Source organism: Dictyobacter vulcani (assembly GCF_008974265.1).
Lineage (GTDB): Bacteria > Chloroflexota > Ktedonobacteria > Ktedonobacterales > Ktedonobacteraceae > Dictyobacter > Dictyobacter vulcani.
Window position 1 is genome coordinate 346,438 of the sequence record NZ_BKZW01000002.1, and the last position, 18,007, is coordinate 364,444.

The window sequence follows — 18,007 nt, forward strand, 5'->3', positions numbered from 1 at the left end:
GCATCATATAATTTGATTTCAGCTCTTTTTTTGGGATCTTTTCGCACAGGGTTAGATAGTTCTTCTGGATAGATTCTGACCATTTTTGAACTCCCTAGTTGTAAGCATATATAGAAAAGAAAAGTATGAGAAAACACTAATAGATAGATATTTGGTTCATAATTATAACATATTTAAATTCAGCAAGTAAAGCTTTTGTATGTTAAGATTACATATTTTATTATATAAATATGTCCATGCATTTCTTATAATGTCAGACGCAATTGTAGAAGTAGGCAAAGTGGTAGTTGTAAGTATTTCATGACATATAAGGAGGCTAATATTTTTTGCTATTAAGTTATTATTGATTCATATAGTAAGGAGACTTTACATTATTAATATTTATATTAAGTTGATATTGTTTAAATTTACTGTTTTTCTATTCGAAATTGCCACATTGTACTTTAAAATAGTGAGAGTGGTAACTAAATTGCATGTTATAATTGTTGCTATATAAGTATATTGGCTATTTAAAATGGTGGATGTTCTTTATAGCTCAAAAGGACTGAGCGAATGAGAAGGAAGCGGCCTGATACTAGGGCGTGTTTGCAAATAGCCGATAGAAAGGAGTATGAGAAGAGGCGAATTGAGCGATGAGCAATGGGAAAAGCTGGCCCCCTTGCTGCCGCCGCAAAAGCCCCATGTGGGTCGTCCAGCACATGATCATCGTCTGATTCTGAATGGCATTCTTTGGATTTTACGGACGGGAGCCCCTTGGAGAGATCTTCCCGAGCGATATGGTCCGTGGAGAACCGTGGCAAGCCGATTTTATCGCTGGGTCAAGGCGGGAATCTGGCAGCACGTCCTGCAAGCCCTGCAGCAACAAAGCGATGCCGCAGGCCACATTGATTGGGAAACGCATAGCGTTGATAGTACCGTGATTCGTGCCCACCAACATGCAGCAGGAGCAAAAGGGGGGATCAAAATCAAGAAGCATTAGGCAAGAGTCAAGGCGGTTTCAGCACGAAAGTGCATTTGCGAGTGGAAGGTCAAGGGAAACCGATGACGGTTGTGCTTACGGCAGGACATCGCCATGAAACGACCAAATTCGAATGCCTGATGGAGCAAGGGGCTGTCAAGAGAGCAGGACGAGGCCGTCCCAAGCTACGGCCAAAGCGGGTCCTGGGAGACAAAGCCTACAGTAGTCGTAAGATCCGGCGGTACCTCAAAAAGCGAGGAATTGATTACACGATTCCCCGCCGCAGCGACGAGACGCGCACCGGGCCATTTAACCGAGCCGTATATAAAAAGCGGAACCGCGTTGAACGCACGATCAATCGTCTCAAGCAGTTTCGGCGAGTAGCCACCCGCTATGAGAAGCGGGCGGTCAACTTCCTGGCTATGGTCACGCTTGCCTCTATTCTGCTTTGGTTATGATTTGCAAACACACCCTAGTCCAGCAGCAGTGGAACAAAGTTTAATTGCTATAGGGTATACCCAAAGTATGGCCAATCTTATCGCAGGTGATTTTAAAATCATCGTCCCAATGATTCTAAAAGAGTTAGGTATAGAAAGAGTCGCTAAAATTATTGCATCCTCGCAGAAGGAATACGGTTTAAACGATACTTGGCTTACAACTACATTATCAAAAGCTGTAGTAGAATGGGCACAGCACGAATTAAATAAGTACAAGCAGTCAGACTCTTCTCGTTAGTTTGATCAACATTACTGATGCTGTATACAAGTGGCAAATAGAAAATGGATGTATATTGCTGCTTAATCAGGCTTTGTAGTGCTTTATGAGAAAGTAAAAGGGATTTTTGTATGGATGAGTTACTACCTCAGTGGACTGTACCATCCTTTCAGTCGATTGCCGGACGTTATCCTCTTGGATTGGAAGCGGTTTCACTCAATATCCTTGCAACTAAATTGGCACCTGGACTTCCTGTGCTTTCGCGCCATCCACGATATTGGAGTATCTATACCTACCTCATTAAGCGTTTTCAAGACACCCAAAAACCTACAAAGACAACGAAGAATCCTGTGCTGGGGAGATATTTGAAGTCACGTGAGATTGTTTTTGCTAGTGCCGCGCTTCTTCATCATCTACCCGAATTCCTACGCAATGTTGTTGGATCTGATACACTAGGTCCCTGGCTTAGACGGAACCAATCTACTACAACCTCCCTTCCAGTTAGCCTTGAGGGCGAATTGGGAAGTTATTTGCAACAATCAATGGGTGGATACGGACAAATTTACCGCGGCGCTATGGCTGATCTAGAACTCGTTTTGCATCCAGAAAACATTCGAGAGGATATTTATTTTGACATTGCCTGGGGCGAATTGGGAACAGTCGTGGCCAATACTTTTGCCTCTGCAATTGCAGAAACAAGGTATGTCAAAGAATTTATTGATAAGGATATTGATGAGATCCCGTTGAATGTTGTCAGGGAGCTTGGCGAAGTAAGTTGTTTCTGCCTGTTGCGTCATCATGAGCCTGAACGTCGGTTGCTTACCGATGTTTTACTGGGTAAGGCACAGGCAACTTTTCATAAAGAGCCGCAAGCGATTGATAAAGAATATCTTCTCTATCGAAGGAGGCAACGCGCTGAAACTGTCCGTATGTTTTTGGATCTGGCTGATCAGACGCAGAATATAGCTTTATCGCAAGAAGATATATTCCGAAACCTTCTTTACTATGGGCATAGTGAGAATGGAGCAGCATGGTATCCTGAGCGGCAACGGATACAAGGGACCTGGCGTCAATGGTGGCTTATTCAACTGAGGGAGTGGGTTGTAGGTGCGCTGAATGGTATCTTTCGTGATTTTGTGTCATGGGGCAATAGTCGAGGTGGCCTCTTTACTCCATTGCCTATTCGAGAATATGTTCAATATATTTCTACACTTTCTCTGACTCTGCCGTCCATTGGCGAAAAAACGCTGCAAGATCTATCACTTGGTCAATTGTCGACTATGATAGATGACAATATTAGTTCTGGTGCGTGGCCACTTAGGGCTCAAAAGGGCGAAATAGAAAAAATATCGGAGCGAAGTCGTTTGCGTCAAAATAATCCAGCGATGACTTTTCTTACCTTGCTTGTTTCGCAACGAAGATATGCTCGCATTCAACAGCAACAAGGTTTCTTGGTTGAAGAAGTGGCACTTTTACGAGAAGGTAATAGAGATCGTTTATCGACGAATTATATTTTTGATTGGTTGGCAGATCAGATTGCCCATGACATGCCTGCTTCTCAAACTTTTGAGCAACTGATGCAAGAAATGATTGTCTCTCAACACATACGTGTTGCCTTGAGTAAACTAAATAGCAATGCTGATACATTCCGTTTTCACGAAGAGGAAGATGGAGTACGCTTTACTCCATACTCGAATGTAGATATAAGCTCGATTTCAGTTCGCTTTGAGGCTATCAGCGAAGCACTATACGGTCTCGATTTGATCAGCGCGAGTTTGACAAAGCCGTCGCATGGACCAACTACCTATGGATGGGAGATTCTTAATGCAGAGCCTTTCTGAAATCGCCGAACCGCGATCACCTCTTAATCTCAAATTACTGTTTGAACAAGGTCGATGGCAACATATTATTTTTCTTACATATTCTTTCGATCTTCCATTCTTTGAAACATATCTTTTACCTATTCTTATCCAGCGTGGTACCCGCTCAGTGACTGTTGTTGCCGATGCCAATTGGATTGCGAAACGCTTGCCTATCTGGTTTGAGCGTGAACAAATTCGTGATGCAGGAAAACAATATACCCTTTGCGGTGTGAATATACCTGGGGCTTTTCACGCCAAAGTAATATTAGCGGCAAATCAGACAAGCGGAATGGCTCTCGTGGGAAGTGGAAACCTTAGTACCTTTAGTATGACCACAGGCGGAGAACTCTTTACGAAAGTGGAGTGGAAAGAGAGACTGGTCCCGTCGTTAGCTCGTGAAATCTGGGCATTCTATGATGCGTTATCCCGAACGGTCGCTATCAATGAGCGTTTTCCCTGGCATGTGCAGGAAATGTCTAAGCTAGCACCTGGCTTACTTGCGAATAGCCATGAACCGTGCCTGTGCCATAATTTGCACGAGCCATTATTAGATCAGCTTGTTCGTGCTGTATCCACGCATGAAGTTATCGGACTTTTTGCGTGGGCTCCGTTTGCTGATCGACAACTGAAGGCCCTGAAGGCCTTAGTGGAGAAATTACGTCCCCAAAAAGTTACCCTCGCCATGCAATCAGAGATAACCAATATTGATGGACAATTGTTAGCTGTATTCGTGAACTCTACTCCGAATATTCAGTGGGATTTTGTTGAGCTGCAGCAAGGCACAAAAAAGCAAATGATTCATGCAAAAGGTATTTTGCTGACCTTAGATACCGGTGAGGATATCCTCTGTACTGGTTCACCAAATTTATCTGCACCTGCACTGTTAAGTACCATTAAACAAGCAAATCTGGAAACCGCGATATTGCTTAAGGGACAACGACTGAAAAATATTCTTTTCCATGAAGATAGCGTTGTGAGTCTAAAGCCATTTGAGAATTGGCAGTCATTACAGTGGCGTGAGAATGGTCCTGGACCAGCGGGGGAGAAGAAAAGAGAGGAACCTCTCTTGTTAGGAGCTTCAATAGAAGCCTCTACATTGACTCTTAACCTGCGTGATACATGCCCACCAGACGCGCTTGCGTACTTTGATTACTCCGATAAAGGTTACCAGATTGTCTGTAAGAGCGAATCCTATACTATTCCGCTACATAACGGCTTCTTTCCTCGCATTGTGCAGCTACGCTGGCTTAATGATCAAGCCAGCAATGAAGTAATCATTATGTATATGAAGGAGCTACGCGAGCTCTCTCAAGAGAAAGTGCATACGCCATCGCCGTCTCTCATGAGTCTTATCTATAGTGGCGATAGTGAGCTACTGTCATTTCTTCACCAACTATCCGATATTCTTATTCTTGATCCCTATGATATAAAACGAAGTGCCCTGGGAGCTGCTCAACCAACTGCTGAGGAGGAGCGGAAGGAAGCCGAACAAAAAGGGGAGCCAATAGATTTTAGTACGATTGACATTCATGTTGTACTTCAACGACATCGCTCTTATCTTGATCAAACATCATCGACTGGTATTCGTCAGGCATCCTCCTTCTTCTGGCTAGATGAGATTAATGCCTATTTCAAGAAATTGGAAGATCAACAACTCAATCTTGCCGAACGGCCCGAGCTCACTGATAGCGAGGAAGAGGAGCTTTTGGGCATACCTCAATGGAATAATGCATTCGAACAACCTCGATCGGTGAGCTCAAAAATACGGATGCTATTACGAAATAGAATACGTCGTTTTATCAATGGCCTGCGTATACCAGAGTTTTACCAAACAATGCCTCAGGACTGGGTAGTTGCAAACTATATTCGTTTCCTGAACGTGCTCGAATTTTGCTGGAAACGGAAAGAGACTCAGGGTACCATTTTTGTCCCACATGAATATGGTCAATTATGTTTTGATCTCTTTTCAGCCTTCTGGGGAAATGATGCAGAAGATGGCTATTGGTCATCCTTGCAAGAAGAGAGCGCATATGGAGCAGCTACATTCCTACTAGATAATCAAGCTGATGCTCTTACATTAGCGGCTGCTCATCGGATACTGAATGTGTCGGGAGCTATGCAACCTCTGGCTCCTGTTACGATCGCTCGTCTTTATCAGGCTGGCGATACAGTTGGACTTTTCACTCCAGAGACCATGGAACGAGCACTCATTTATCTAGAGCAGCCAGCGAGTAACCCGGCTCTTCTATTACAAAAAATCGAGCAGACCCAAAAATATTTTTCATGGGATCGTTATTGTGAAATACTCACAAAGAAATATCAAGTAGTGAATGTAACAATGAAGGACCAGGGTTTTGAGCAAGGAAAATCTCTTATGATTAAGTCAAGTCAGGATATTGGTGCCCATAGCTATGTCCTGGCTATTTTAGCTGATTGGATAACAACCTCTAGAACTCAGGGCTCACATAGAAGTATTTTTCAGATGTATTGGAATGACAAGAGTGATTTACTTGTATACAATTTGAACGAAGCTAAACTTACACATAAGAGCGCAGTCCAAGGAAAAACACAAGTTTTTAAAGGTTGTCAAATTGCCAATCTCTGGTTGTTACAAGCTTTTTCATCCCTCCTAGAATAGGCAGTGATCACGTGTTTTGCCCAATACTCAGTAAAATGGTTCTACTCCACTTTAACCTGCAATGGCATGTGAGGGTAGGGTAAGTTTCTGAGGAAACTCTTTTTTGTGGTAAGAAGATATACCGTCACTGTACCATTGTCGAATTGCTGCCTCTAATCCAGTTTCTGAGAACCACCCGTCGCGTACAAGGAGTTCAAAAGGAGCCTGTAGGAAGTCAAGCCTTGATGCTTGCACTAGCTTTTGTGTCAAATTCATTCACCTCAGCGTAAAAATACATAGGTTATATTGCCTTCTCTGAGTAATCTATTCTTGCACAATCCCTTTTTTGATATGCTGCTCAATCTGGACCTGTAAACCGTCCAGATCTTCAAGTGCACTGCCCAAGGTGAGTGATTTACGATGGCTCCGGCCGAGTATAATTTTTCTGCTGTAGCCATCTGAGAATTTGACAACATAGTTCACCTCATTCCATTGTGTTATCTCAACTCCCTTAGGACGAATTACAAGTAGACCTTTACTGCAGACTAAAACAGAGATAGGAAGTCCACGTTTGTATAACCATTTTAACGCAATAGCATATCCACTGAATGCAAGACCGGTGAACCAGGGAAGAAAGATGCCAGTTGGTGCATAGTAAACAAAGCTTTCCCAGGGAGGGATAAACCGGTACAAAAAAATAAAGAGTCCGATAAAACCAACAGCAATACCCAGAATAGCCCCAGCAATACTCATGATGAGCATCCATTGATACATAGATAATGCCCGTTGCTGCATCTTGTAGAGGCGCAAAGGGAATCCTACTTGAGCATCTTCTGCAAAACGGTACGCTTCTTCTGGAATCTCGGAAATCGCAGTAGATTGAGTGCGTTGTTCCATCCGCAATTTTCTTTTCACTAAAGCGTTGAAGCCAAACATGTCGTCCTCATAGTTTCTTTTCGCGTTCTTGTAGTTCTACTGTATTATAACGGGAAATGATTAAGATCATACAAAGATGAGAAGAGCTACGCAGCCCCCCGAAGATATCATCGCTGCACAGCAGCGTTTGCGTGAGATAGGCTTGAGTTTATCTGTTCTATCGATAGTATGTGTTTGTGGCTGTCGCTCTCATTATTTGATGAGATTAGCGCGCATGTACTCCTTTGACGCGACGTGATTGCTCTGCCTTGTTCAGACAGTTCCAATGTTTATTGTGCATATCTGGAGTTATGAGCTAGAGAGAAAAAAGGATCTCCGATGCTTTTGTATCTTCATCCCACGCGGTGCGAGACCATCACGGCTAGCGGAACGACGCTCACTCGCTGGGCGCTTATTACCAATTCGGCGACCATTCTGGCTCAGGTTTCTATGGCCCCGGCAATCTTCTTTGAACACCGGTATGATCATTGAATGATCATGGAGAGGTAATGACGAACCCACGTTGTCCTTGTATGGTCCGCTTGCCAGGCTTTTAAAGGCAACCAGAGGTATCTCAGCCCGACAAAGCGTGCCGCGATGCGATAGCGTACTGCAAAATCTTCAGGTAGAATGCGTATTTCTGCTTCCTCTAGGGCTTGCCGATAATATTCTGCTTGCTCCAGAGCCGGAAAGAGATGAGGAAGGTCCAGATAGAACGATCCGTAACGGGGGAGTTCCCAGTCGATAAAGTATGGAGCGTTTTCGTACACTATGACATTGCTGGGATTTAAATCAGCGTGGACCAACGTCAGCGTATTGTCTTCTTGATAGAGGGTGTCCATCTCGTCGGCAATAGTCGCTGCTGCGGCCTCAACCTGAGGAATTTCCGCACCAAAAAGCTGGATAAATGCGGGGTCATGAACGACACGCTCCCAGGCTGGTCGCCAGAAGCGTTGTTGAATGTAGGTTGTCACATACGAGCGATCCGCACGCGGTAACCAGGAGAATGCACCTCGTTGACTACGATTGGTTGCATGGATGGTAGCTAATCCCTGTGCTTTCTGCATCAGCAGGTTTGAAGGAGAGGCATGCTCGGATGCCGATTTTGGCTGTGGGCTGATATCTTGTAGGCATAGCAGAGCTGGCCCATCTGTTGTGAGATCAAGGGTGTGGCTGAATGGGATCGCTTGCTGTGCTTGCTCGTTCAAGATTGTGAGGATGCGTCGTTCAAGAAGCCCCGCCTCCTTTGTTACCAATGAAGCCTGTTTCGGGCCTTGTGGAGTCTTGAGTGTGAAGTGATGTCGCTGGATTCTGGTACCTGAGAGCCCCGGAGTGATTGGCGATGAGGTAATCTGCTCAATCTGCGCTTCTGCTGAAATATAACGAGTAATGGTTGTTTGGAGCAGATGGGTTAGGACATCATGAGGCGAAACATTTGTTGTATTATCCATGAGCCTTTTTTCTTATTGCTGGGTGTCGCACTTCATATTACAATCTGTCATGATAAAAACCTTGTCTATTTAGATTACATTTTTGAACGGAGCTCCAGGCCATCTTTTGTATCAACACAGTCGCCAGATTCTACCTGATCTGCTAGGGTAGAGAGCAAGTACTGAAAACTGGGAAAAAGCGTTCGCGATGGGCCGCAATCATGATCCCAATCGATGATCTGACCGCTAGTACCACCCACATCAGGCGCCATGTCCAGGCAGCAATAATTGCCAGCTCGATCCATAGCAAAGGGGATCCATCGCGGATGCCACCAGACAGGTTGAATCGGGCCTGTTTCCCAATCTTTACAAAGAGCATCAAAGAAATAATAGGGTTTGCATCCTTCAAATACACCATTTTCCCATAATTGTTTCATTTCCATCCATACTTTCACTACTTTTTGCAGTGGAAGAAGTTGCATGTGCGAGACAAGATCCAGCCAAAATTGGCCGTTGTGTATACGATAGAAGGCTTTAAAATCGGCAGGTAACGTCATACCCAGGATTTCTTCCGCCAGTTGTACATCCCTGTCAGAAGTTCCAGGGGCGAGATTGGGCCATGTATAGGGCGCATGATGTTGCATCCAGGTCTCAATGCGACACCAACTGTGTTGAATTGCGTCCATTCGTTCTCCTCTTCAACATTTTTCTCGGCCAAATTTTTTTCGATGCCTTTGCTATCCCGACAAGCCATCCTATCTGGTTCACCAGATAAAAGAGCCATTGAAGTCGGGGAGGGCGGGGATCACCGCCTCTATGAGGTAATTCTCTCTGTGAAGAGTGTTTCTGGAAATTCCTTTTTTATGTGTACTATTTGCAAATAGAATTGTATATTATCAAATGTATCTATGTAATACGTCATAAAGAGGATTTGTTGGCGTTTATAACGCTCTACAAAATATATGATATAGGGAAGGCATATGACGTTTCAAAAAGATAGGCAACCTACTATTTTTAATACCTTATGGTTACAACAACATCCCAAGACCATTCCTCCTCAGCTACAGATGTTGCGCGAGGATTTTGTGCAACGTTTCCCCAGCGAGAGCTTGAAAAACATCACGCTCGATCAGTACGTCATGGGGAAACCCGATAGTTTCTGCTATTGGTTAGAATTCAAGACCAAAGCATTAGGAAGTATCAGTGGTGGTACCTCTGCGAAGTTTGGTGTCTGGTGGAGTAAAAGTGAGAATCGTTGGCGTTGGAATAGTTCGTATGGGGATGAAGAGATTGCTTTGGCGTCTATGAAAGCGGGCATACTTGCACTGATAAATGCAACGAATGCTCAACAGTTCGAAGCCCTCGATGCTATTGGTAACAAAATTCTTGGGGGTCGGCGCTATTCGTTGCGAGCAAAACCACTCTATCTTTACTTCCCAGAATATTTTCTGCCTATTGCAAATCCTGAGCATCTGAGATATTTCTTACGTCAGTTTGGCGAAAAACCTAAAGGTGATCTCATGGCCCTGAACCGTCAATTACTGACATTTTTGCGGTTGCATGCTCAGTTCGAGGGTTTCGATACGTTTCAGATGATGGTGTACCTGTATGAAAACCATCCACCTAAAAAAGAAATTGTATCTCATCAGGAGATACAATACCCTGATATCTCTCCGGAAGAACAGCCTGATCTCACTGAACCTCCTGGCAGTAATCGCACGAAGGTTTTTATTAGTTATAGCCACGAAAACAGGGATGACCTGGAGCGCCTGCGTATTCACTTGAAAGCTGCCCAGTTACATAAATGGGTAGAGGTAGAGTGGTGGGATGATACGCAGATTAACCCCGGGCAAGATTGGTATGATGCCATCAAAAAAGCGATCGTCACTACTCGGGTTGCTGTGTTGCTTATCAGTGTCGATTACCTGGCTTCAGATTTTATCTTAGACAATGAACTTTCTCCGCTGTTGGCAGCTTCAGAGGAAGAAGGTGTGACGATCCTTCCCGTTATTCTTGGTCCGTGTCTGTTCCGACTCACAAATCTGGCACGTTTTCAGGCCGTGAATAACCCATCTAACCCATTGAGTAAGGTGAATAAACACGAGAAAGATGAAGTCTGGACGAGAGTGATTGAAACGATTGTAAATTCGGACAATTCCTGAAGGTTTTTGCGAAGCTGTTCACGACGTGATATGTGAAGGGGAAATTCATTATCTGTGGTCAATTGGCAAATGAAATGAATGTGTGATGCATTTTTGTAAGTCAGGAGTGATGTATGCCATATAGGAATTATACGTATCGGGTGGTGGATGGGGAGCGGATTCGGGGAGTTGGCGCTATGTCTTTATCAGGAATAGTACGTATTTTTTGAGGGATCTCAAGGTGTATGCTGATGGGATGATTGATTGCCGGGGGCAGGTGGATCTGGAAACGTTTCGTCAGCGGGTATGGGTGGCGACGACAATTCCACAGGGCGCGTGGGGCAGTGCTCATGAGCTGGCGAGGTGGAAATTTGATGAGCCGTGGATGATGATGACGCCTGAGGGTTTGATTGCGGAAGTTGCGGATGAGATTGAGTATCTGGCGGGGCGGCCAACGCTAGAAGAGCGGTGCCTGGTGGCGCTTGATCGCTATGTAGAGGTACAGGATGCTGAGCAGCTGGCGGCGTTGCGGGAGGCGTATCTGGCCGTGCCAGAGCATCAGCGTCGCTTTCTGCTCCATGATCAGGATGTGAAGGACTGGCCTCTGCTTACGATACTGATTCCAATCGGTGAGCCGATGACGGTGAAGCCGGATGGGACGCCTGAAGATGCGGTGGAGCAGGCGGACCATGAGGCGGCGCTGGAGTACTTTCGCAGTCGGAAGTTAGAAGATCAACGCTTCCAGGCTGCTTCATCGCGTTGGGAAGATGCTCCAGTGACAGCCAGCCCTTCGGTCGTACGTTTTCAAGCACCGGCTCGCGGAGCACTCTATCTGGCCAATGACTATCCCGTTCCGATCACGGTCGATGGACACATGTATGCGATGGTGGAGCATGCTTATTGGGCGTTGGCGACGACTGATGCCGATGCGCGAGAGAGGATTATGGATGCCTCGACGGCGGGAGAAGCACAAAATATAGGGCAGCAGGCGCCGCTACGAGCCGATTGGAATATAGTGCGTCTGGCGGTGATGACGCGCCTGGTGCGAGCGAAGTTTCAGCAGCATCCTGACCTGGCTGAGAGGTTGATGGCTACGGGGGATGGCCGCCTCCTGAATGGTCAGGACCGCAGTCGCTATTGGGGCGCACTGGACCAGGGACGCAACTGGCTGGGTCGCATTCTTGAATTGGTGCGGGCCGAACTCGTGGAGAGTGCTCATTAATAGAGAGTGGGAAATTATCTGATGAAGCGATCTCGAGTTATTCGTATAGTGATCATACATTCTATTATTGGTATGATGGGATATATTATCGGTGCCGTATTGTTGGGTATAAGTTGGTATCGAGAGGATACCACACTTCTCATTGTCGCGTTTTTCATCTTTGTACTAAATATGGTTTATAACTGGATTACCGCGTACATACACTGGAAAAGAAGCCGTCGTACACTGACAACCGATGGAAAATGAGAGATCGAGGTTGTGTCGTGGTTAGCATTTCTACGCGCCTCGCAATGTACTATGCATTCTATGTCAGGCGAGAGAGTGCCAGGCTATGCTTTTTTGCTTTGTTATGAGTGTATGTGTGGTGAGTATGCAGGCCTGGCTAGATATGGTGATTGGGAAGAGTTGATTTATCTGGAAAGGCCTTCTGGTAGCACCATCGTCAATCAAGGCGGAATGGTGCAATCCACGCTTCCCTGCAGCCACTATCTACGTTTAGAAGACAGCTTGATTAACTGCGCACTCAAGCAAGGTGGCGCTTGGCGGCACAACTCACAGATATCCTGCAAGCCCGAGAAAAAAAGAACGACCGCGAACGCGCCGGTTTTGCCCATCAACTTATCCAGGACTAATGCAACAGGAACCGGAAGTGTGACTTTGGAAAAGCAACTTTTAGGAGGTAACCAGTGGTTCTGACATCGCAGAGTGAACAACTTCTCGCGCTACCCACTTTTAAACCATCCGCACCCGCTCTTGCAGATCTTAAAAGCGGTAACGTGGACACACGCCTGGTGTTTGTGCTTCTAACGTTGGCTCAGCAGCATGCTCTAGATATTTCGACGATCAAGACTGGTCATCCTATGGAGCCAAAGACGCGTGGTGGTTTTGTAAATAGCCACTACTATTACCGTGCTGTTGACATCATCGCCATCGACGGAAAATCCATCGCAGGTCACGAGACCGACCCTGACATTGTGGATGTTGGCCGGATATTGCGCAGTCTCTCCCCTCAGGACCGACCTGATCACATTTTTGGTCCTGCCGCCTGGCATGCAACGCTGAGATATACATCTACCGCTGGTTTTAAAAACGATCCCTTCCATAATCAGATCTACGCAGATCACTTACACCTGAGTTTTGAACTGGAGACAGGAACAGATAACCAAGAATAACTACCGCATACTAGAGAGAGCCAACGTTGACGATCAGGTAGATAAGAGCAAATGTCATCTCCTCTAATTACAACATGTTGCGAGGCACAAAGTGGTGAAAATGCTAAGCTCGCTGCCTCGCAAAAACAACGTGATAGTGTCAATGGGCTCCTCAGGCCCTTGTAAAGGATACAGAACTTGTGTATAGTATAGGTGATAGAGATAAAAAGCAGGTCATTCAGCCCATTTTTAGTTTCTGCCTCGCAACTGGTGCATTCAGCGCGCTTCACAAGCGCCGCGAGGCAGCCGTTGCAGAAGCGGAAGCATCTCGGTAGAGATTGAAACTAGATTGCCGTCCACCCCGCGCCGGGGCTCGCTATCGTTGCAGAAGCGGAAGCATCTCGGTAGAGATTGAAACTGCGATTTCCTGTGCGGTGAGGAGATGGTTGGATCGGTTGCAGAAGCGGAAGCATCTCGGTAGAGATTGAAACACTGGATCAGGGAGTTGGGTAGAGAGAAGAATGGGGTTGCAGAAGCGGAAGCATCTCGGTAGAGATTGAAACATCCGCAATTACTCTTGGATGGCTTAAATGAGACTTGGTTGCAGAAGCGGAAGCATCTCGATAGAGGGGTGCAACTAAATCATTGATAGAGCCATAGAAATGATGAATTTGGCATGGAGTAATGATCGTTTACATCAACAATAGAATGCTTTCTTGCTTATGTTGAATGAAATGCTCAGAAAAGTTCTGTGAGGAATGGGGCTATCCAAAAGAAGAAAGGGAGGGGAGGCGAGTCAAAGCTAAAAGGGAGTCTATTTCTGGCAAGTGATGATGAATTTTGATAAATGAATTACTTGCGCCAGTATAAATAGAAAAATCTCTACAAACATAGTCGTAAATCAGAGAATAAATCTATTTGTGATTTAGTTGCACCCCTCTCGATAGAGATTGAAACCATCATTTGTGGTTTGGCAATGGAGAACACATCATTGTTGCAGAAGCGGAAGCATCTCGGTAGAGATTGAAACAGCGCGTAATTCACGCCTTCTGTGTAACTTTTGAGGGTTGCAGAAGCGGAAGCATCTCGGTAGAGGGTGGGCATTAATGTATTTGTAAAAGTCGTGTGTTGATCGATTTTGCTCGTTGCAGTGCCCGTGTATTGATGATGAGATAGATGAGCGTATTGAGCATGTGGACCGATCGTCGATTTCGGACTTTTGGTCGTTCGATCCCGAGTGCTTTGGCTTGACTATTGATGCGTTCGCATGAAGTCCGTTGCGTGTAGATGGCCTTGTAGTGCGGGCTGCTGCGATCGAGTTGCACGCGTATCTGACCCCCCAATTCCCAATTGACATCTTTGACACAGCCTTTCCCTTTGACAAATTGAGGATGATCACAGCTGGCTCCAGTAGCTTGGGGATGCAATAGTGGACAGCGAAAGCGTTGAGCTCGATAGCCATTGGTATGATCAAACTGATAGGTCGGCTGCATGCGCAGTTTCTTTGGGCACAGGGGCACCCCATCAGGAGCGCGTTCATAGACAGGATGTCCATGCTGATTGAGTGGAACTGCCGCAATTCCGCCGTGGTGGACGCAGCGTTGGTACACATACCACGCATCATAGGCGGCATCGACCGTCAGATTGATGGGAAATGACCCCAAGGTGGCAACGGTTTGCATATACAAGGGCTTGAAGTAGGTCACATCACCTTCATTGAAGGGTAAGGTGTACTCAGCCAGGACGACATCGCCGTAGTCGGGGGTGGTCGCCGCGACCACGCCACTGCCATAGCCCCACAGACATTCCTTTTGCACTTTTTTTGACCCATCGGCTTGTTCCAGATTGGTGCTTTTTTTGACACCAACCCTGCAATCGGGATCGCCTGATGGTTGTCGATCAGGGAAGAAGCGACCAAGGAGACTGACCCTCGGGTTGTTCTCTTTGACCCAGGCGTAGATATGTTTGACATCGATGGCAATGGTTTCGCCCAGGGCAGGAATTTCGGCTTGTAAGGCATGAATGCTCGCCTGCAAGAGATTTTGCACGACTCCATGATCCAGGGTTCGTTGTTTGTTGGTGAGCCAACGTTTCTTCGGTAGGGTTCGTTGAGCATCGAAGCCGTAGGGTTTCGTGGCATCGAGCACGAGGCGAAAGCCTAACTCAAGGATGAGCAGCGGATGTTCAAGCAAGAATGTACGGAGTTGGGTCACGTACTCTTTGCCTTCAATGAGCTTGACCAGGAAGGCTTTGACGTAGGCAATCTCAGGATGCGAGGGTCGTCCCAAGCGGGGTTGCTGCGTCTGCGGTTGAAGAAGTGGTCGCCAGTCAATGAAGGAAAAGAACGTGCGATAGCGCTGAACGACAGCATCATGCTCAATCATGGTGGCAAGCGTGGGCTGGTCAAAGGTAAGAGAGTAAGGTATCATACAAAAAAGCTCCTTTTGGAGAGGATTTGGTGATACATATACTCTGCCAAGGAGCGTTTTTTTTGTCAAGCAATACGGGACTTTTGAGGTTTTAATCGTTGTCCTTTTCAGTTTTACATTAATGCCCACCCTCTCGGTAGAGATTGAAACTTCCAACTGTTCCCATCGGCGATCTCGAGAAAGGTGCGTCGCAGAAGCGGAAGCATCTCGGTAGAGGGGTGCAACTAAATCATTTGTAGAAGTCCTCTGTTGATCGAAATGGCTCGACTGAGAGCACGTACATTGATAATCACATAGGTCAACGTGTTCAGGTTCGCAACAGAGCGATGATTATGGACTCTAGGTCGCTCAATTCCGATTTCTTTAGCCTGGCTGTTGATGCGCTCGCAACTGGTGCGCTGAGTGTAAATGGCCTTGTAGAGCGGGCTCTCACGATTGAGACTCACACGCATTCGTGCACCCCGCTCCCAATTCACATCCTTGACGCAGCCTTTCCCTTTCCCAAATTGTGCATGATCGCACGTGTTCCCCGTGGCTTGAGGGAAGAGCAGTGGACAGCGGAAGCGTTGGGCTCGATAGCCGTAGGTATGATTGAATTGATAGGTCGGGTGCATACGGAGCTTTTTCGGACACAAGGGAACCCCATCCGAGGCTCGCTCATAGACCAAATGCCCATGCTGATTCAACGGAACCGCCGCAATGCCACCATGACGTGCGGCTGCTTCATAGATATACCAGGCATCGTAGGCAGCATCAGCGGTAATATGCGTGGGAAAGTGCTGCAAAGCCAGTGCTGCTCGTTGAGAGAGCGGACGGAAATAGGTGACATCGTTCTCATTGAAGGGCTGTGTGTACTCCGCCAGCACCACATCGCCATAGTCGGGCGTGGTGGCAGCCGCCACTCCTGAACCATAGCCCCAGAGCAGTTCTTTCTTTTCTTTGGTGGAACCATCTGGTTGTTCCTGGTTGGTGCTGCGTTTCACACCAAGCTTGCAATCAGGATCGCCGATGAGGACCTGATCTTTGTCAAAGCGTTCCTTGATGTAGGCTCGTGGGTTGTTTTCTTTGACCCATGCATAGATATGCTTGACATCAAATGCGACGGTTTCTCCCAGCCCAGGAATCTGGGCCTGGAGCGCGGACACGGTAGCTTCAAGCAACTGTTGAAGGAGACCCTGATCCAGCCAACGCAATTTTTTGCTCAGCCAAAAGCGTGAGGGCAGTGTCTTTTGGGCATCAAAGCCGTAGGGCTTTTGAGGATCAAGGACCAGATGAAAGTCGAAGTCAATGATGAGCAGAGGATGCTTGAGCAGAAACTGTCGCAGTTGGGTTGAATAGAGAAACCCTTCGCGGATACGTAAAAGAAAGGCTTTCAAGTAGGCACGCTCAGAATGGAGGGGTGGTCGACGATGTGTGGATTGGCTGCGTTCCCATTGCTCGACCAACGACCAATCAATCAAGGAAAAGAAGGCACGATAGTCGGCGACAACAGGATCATGATCAAGTAGGGTGGCCAGGGTGGACTGGTCAAAGAGGTGAGAAACAGGTATCATATCAAGAGACTCCTTTGGAGATGTGTGGTTTGATATAAATACTCTGCAAAGGAGATTTTCTTTTGTCAAGCAAAAACGAGATCAATAGAGAAAACAGGTGGATTTTGCGATCTCTTCTTTAGTTGCTCGTGTTTTTAGAGAATACAGGGACGAGTCGGAATCGTTCAAAGGGCCTTTTTTGAGGAATACTTTAGTTGCACCCCTCTCGACAGAGATTGAAACTCCGCACGATTTCACGGGTGTTCCGCACGATCTTTCCTGGCTAAACGACCCATGCATCTCGACAGAGATTGAAACAATTGCTGGTGACACTGCTAGGACGAGGACGTCTATGGCTAAACGACCCATGCATCTCGACAGAGATTGAAACCCAATGGTCGCGAGTGTGTCATCGAGTTCTCGCTCGGGCTAAACGACCCATGCATCTCGACAGAGATTGAAACACCACCTGGTTGCGGTGCCTATAGCCAATTTCGATTGGCTAAACGACCCATGCATCTCGACAGAGATTGAAACTCAACCATGCCGCATAAGGCGGCACCCAGTGCCACGGCTAAACGACCCATGCATCTCGACAGAGATTGAAACAGCGCCTTACCGGCAGAGTTGCCATCGATGACTGCAGGCTAAACGACCCATGCATCTCGACAGAGATTGAAACGGTTCTGGGTTGTAGCTGTTTATTGGCAGGATGCTGCGGCTAAACGACCCATGCATCTCGACAGAGATTGAAACGTACTCCTCAAGTTGGCACGCGAGGTACTGGTTGGGCTAAACGACCCATGCATCTCGACAGAGATTGAAACAACACTTCCACCGTAGTGGAAGTTGCAGTTGCAGTTGACTAAACGACCCATGCATCTCGACAGAGATTGAAACAGGGCCATTCCCCACTGGCCGTTTATAGGCATGGAGGGCTAAACGACCCATGCTTCTCGACAGAGATTGAAACAAGCTGTCTGGTAGGGGACATAGACTTCGATAGTTGGGGCTAATTGAACTGTCGGGTGCATAC

General features: G+C 46.6%; 12 protein-coding genes, 2 pseudogenes and 1 CRISPR repeat array. Of the genes and pseudogenes, 9 read left to right on the plus strand and 5 right to left on the minus strand.

Annotation, left to right across the window (positions count from 1 at the left end; genetic code table 11):
* The first annotated feature begins 610 nt into the window (after nt 1–610).
* The 4 genes and pseudogenes from KDW_RS19460 (at nt 611) to KDW_RS19475 (ending at nt 6,172) form a co-directional block, all read left to right on the plus strand.
* Nucleotides 611–1,416, plus strand: a pseudogene (locus tag KDW_RS19460) (IS5 family transposase).
* Nucleotides 1,417–1,483: 67 nt separating this feature from the next.
* Nucleotides 1,484–1,693 (plus strand): hypothetical protein, encoded by a 210-nt coding sequence (locus KDW_RS19465; protein ID WP_162005408.1) that lies wholly within the window; start codon nt 1,484–1,486, stop codon nt 1,691–1,693.
* Between the two features lie 110 nt (nt 1,694–1,803).
* On the plus strand, nt 1,804–3,513 hold the full coding sequence (locus KDW_RS19470) for a hypothetical protein (RefSeq protein ID WP_151757639.1): 1,710 nt from the start codon (nt 1,804–1,806) through the stop codon (nt 3,511–3,513).
* Nucleotides 3,497–6,172 carry a hypothetical protein gene (locus tag KDW_RS19475; protein WP_162005409.1) on the plus strand — a complete coding sequence of 892 codons (2,676 nt, stop codon included), beginning with the start codon at nt 3,497–3,499 and terminating at the stop codon, nt 6,170–6,172. The genes KDW_RS19470 and KDW_RS19475 overlap by 17 nt, the downstream gene beginning before the upstream one ends.
* A gap of 303 nt (nt 6,173–6,475) precedes the next feature.
* Here the strand turns inward: KDW_RS19475 and KDW_RS19480 are convergent, their stop codons facing one another.
* Nucleotides 6,476–7,048 carry a hypothetical protein gene (locus tag KDW_RS19480; protein WP_162005410.1) on the minus strand — a complete coding sequence of 191 codons (573 nt, stop codon included), beginning with the start codon at nt 7,046–7,048 and terminating at the stop codon, nt 6,476–6,478.
* Nucleotides 7,049–7,405: 357 nt separating this feature from the next.
* On the opposite strand from KDW_RS19480, the gene KDW_RS31870 reads away from it, so the two are divergent.
* Nucleotides 7,406–7,558 (plus strand): hypothetical protein, encoded by a 153-nt coding sequence (locus KDW_RS31870; RefSeq protein WP_162005411.1) that lies wholly within the window; start codon nt 7,406–7,408, stop codon nt 7,556–7,558.
* Here the strand turns inward: KDW_RS31870 and KDW_RS19485 are convergent.
* Both KDW_RS19485 and KDW_RS19490 read right to left on the minus strand, forming a co-directional pair.
* The gene (locus KDW_RS19485; protein ID WP_151757642.1) at nt 7,552–8,517 is read right to left on the minus strand and encodes a phosphotransferase; all 966 of its coding nucleotides are present in this window, start codon (nt 8,515–8,517) and stop codon (nt 7,552–7,554) included. The genes KDW_RS31870 and KDW_RS19485 overlap by 7 nt on opposite strands.
* 74 nt (nt 8,518–8,591) lie before the next feature.
* Entirely contained in the window at nt 8,592–9,182 is a 591-nt protein-coding gene (locus KDW_RS19490) for an SMI1/KNR4 family protein (RefSeq protein WP_151757643.1), read from the minus strand.
* 294 nt (nt 9,183–9,476) lie between these two features.
* Between KDW_RS19490 and KDW_RS19495 the strand changes: the two genes are divergently transcribed.
* From KDW_RS19495 to KDW_RS19505, 4 genes and pseudogenes are all read left to right on the plus strand, one after another.
* Nucleotides 9,477–10,658 carry a toll/interleukin-1 receptor domain-containing protein gene (locus KDW_RS19495; protein WP_151757644.1) on the plus strand — a complete coding sequence of 394 codons (1,182 nt, stop codon included), beginning with the start codon at nt 9,477–9,479 and terminating at the stop codon, nt 10,656–10,658.
* 175 nt (nt 10,659–10,833) lie between these two features.
* Nucleotides 10,834–11,079 (plus strand): annotated as a pseudogene (locus KDW_RS36465) (DUF7638 domain-containing protein); the annotation flags it as partial.
* Between the two features lie 30 nt (nt 11,080–11,109).
* Nucleotides 11,110–11,859, plus strand: coding sequence for an NADAR family protein (locus tag KDW_RS19500; protein WP_443092588.1), 750 nt, complete (start codon nt 11,110–11,112; stop codon nt 11,857–11,859).
* 686 nt (nt 11,860–12,545) lie between these two features.
* Nucleotides 12,546–13,031, plus strand: a complete 486-nt coding sequence (locus tag KDW_RS19505) for a hypothetical protein (RefSeq protein ID WP_151757646.1) — start codon at nt 12,546–12,548, stop codon at nt 13,029–13,031.
* Nucleotides 13,032–14,113: 1,082 nt separating this feature from the next.
* Here the strand turns inward: KDW_RS19505 and KDW_RS19510 are convergent.
* Nucleotides 14,114–15,439, minus strand: coding sequence for a transposase (locus KDW_RS19510; RefSeq protein ID WP_151757647.1), 1,326 nt, complete (start codon nt 15,437–15,439; stop codon nt 14,114–14,116).
* Nucleotides 15,440–15,663: 224 nt separating this feature from the next.
* A complete protein-coding gene (locus tag KDW_RS19515; protein ID WP_151757648.1) occupies nt 15,664–16,992 on the minus strand; it encodes a transposase in 1,329 nt (442 codons plus the stop codon).
* A 260-nt stretch (nt 16,993–17,252) separates the two neighbouring features.
* Nucleotides 17,253–17,944: a CRISPR direct-repeat array (repeat unit 37 nt; unit sequence GGCTAAACGACCCATGCATCTCGACAGAGATTGAAAC).
* The last annotated feature ends 63 nt before the right edge of the window (nt 17,945–18,007 follow it).

Bases quoted from the DNA above. Each gene is read 5' to 3' on its own strand.
- KDW_RS19465 (WP_162005408.1), top strand. From the start codon at position 1,484: ATGGCCAATCTTATCGCAGGTGATTTTAAAATCATCGTCCCAATGATT.
- KDW_RS31870 (WP_162005411.1), top strand. From the start codon at position 7,406: ATGCTTTTGTATCTTCATCCCACGCGGTGCGAGACCATCACGGCTAGC.
- KDW_RS19510 (WP_151757647.1), bottom strand. From the start codon at position 15,439: ATGATACCTTACTCTCTTACCTTTGACCAGCCCACGCTTGCCACCATG.
- KDW_RS19495 (WP_151757644.1), top strand. From the start codon at position 9,477: ATGACGTTTCAAAAAGATAGGCAACCTACTATTTTTAATACCTTATGG.
- KDW_RS19515 (WP_151757648.1), bottom strand. From the start codon at position 16,992: ATGATACCTGTTTCTCACCTCTTTGACCAGTCCACCCTGGCCACCCTA.
- KDW_RS19475 (WP_162005409.1), top strand. From the start codon at position 3,497: ATGCAGAGCCTTTCTGAAATCGCCGAACCGCGATCACCTCTTAATCTC.
- KDW_RS19490 (WP_151757643.1), bottom strand. From the start codon at position 9,182: ATGGACGCAATTCAACACAGTTGGTGTCGCATTGAGACCTGGATGCAA.
- KDW_RS19480 (WP_162005410.1), bottom strand. From the start codon at position 7,048: ATGGAACAACGCACTCAATCTACTGCGATTTCCGAGATTCCAGAAGAA.
- KDW_RS19470 (WP_151757639.1), top strand. From the start codon at position 1,804: ATGGATGAGTTACTACCTCAGTGGACTGTACCATCCTTTCAGTCGATT.
- KDW_RS19485 (WP_151757642.1), bottom strand. From the start codon at position 8,517: ATGGATAATACAACAAATGTTTCGCCTCATGATGTCCTAACCCATCTG.